This is a genomic window from Arthrobacter sp. TJ-170 (assembly GCF_058269305.1).
On the sequence record NZ_JBZCNL010000021.1, the window covers coordinates 1 to 855 of the forward strand.

1 protein-coding gene is annotated in these 855 nt (G+C 60.8%); it reads left to right on the plus strand.

The genetic code is table 11. The features are described from left to right. The coding region (locus tag AC4D1W_RS16985) for an NAD(P)-dependent alcohol dehydrogenase (protein WP_490899506.1) at positions 1-684 on the plus strand (684 nt) is incomplete at its 5' end. Between the last annotated feature and the right edge of the window lie 171 nt (positions 685-855).

Below are 855 nucleotides of genomic sequence, written 5' to 3' on the forward strand. Positions count from 1 at the left end.
GCCCATGCCGAGTACGTCACAGTTTCCGAAAACGGGATCATCGCGATGAGGCCCGCCGGCCTGGTACCGACGGACGCCGTGGCAGTCCTTGATGGTGCCCTCACCGCCTTACCGTTTCTAAGAGACGCCGCCGGGCTGAAGGCCGCTCAGTCCATTATGATCAACGGCGCCTCCGGCGCGGTGGGTACGGCCGCTGTCCAGCTCGCCAAGCATTTCGGGGCAGTTGTCACCGCGGTCTGCAGCACCGCAAACCTTGAGTTGGTGAAATCCCTCGGTGCCGACAAAGTCATCGACTACACCGCGGAGGACTTCACGAAGATGGGCCAGGACTACGACGTTGTCTTTGATGCGGTAGGCAAAAGCTCATACACCCGCAGCCGCAAGCTCCTAAAGCCCGGCGGTATCTATTTGACGACCGTGCCCTCCTTACCGATCCTGATGTGGATGCTGGTGACCCGAATCTCCGGCAAAACCCGGGCAGGAATCGCGTTCACCGGGCTTCGAAAGCCCCAGCAGATGGCCCAGGACGTGACATTCATGTGCGATCTGGCGGCATCCGGACACTATGTCCCGGTCATCGACCGAACCTACAACCTGAAGGAAGCCGCTTCCGCGCACGCCCATGTGGAATCAGGGCACAAAAAAGGCAGCGTGGTCCTCGCCCTGCATGACCCCGCCGAATAAGCGGCCTACGCGGCAGCGGAACTGTTCCCTCACCGCCACCCATAACCGGCAGTACCCACCAAATAAGGAAACACCATGAAACTCACCAGAGAACATTGTCCTGCGTCCCGACCCGGAAAAGCTGCGGCGGCCCTCCTTCTGGTCGTTGCCGGCTTCCACGCATCACTGGCC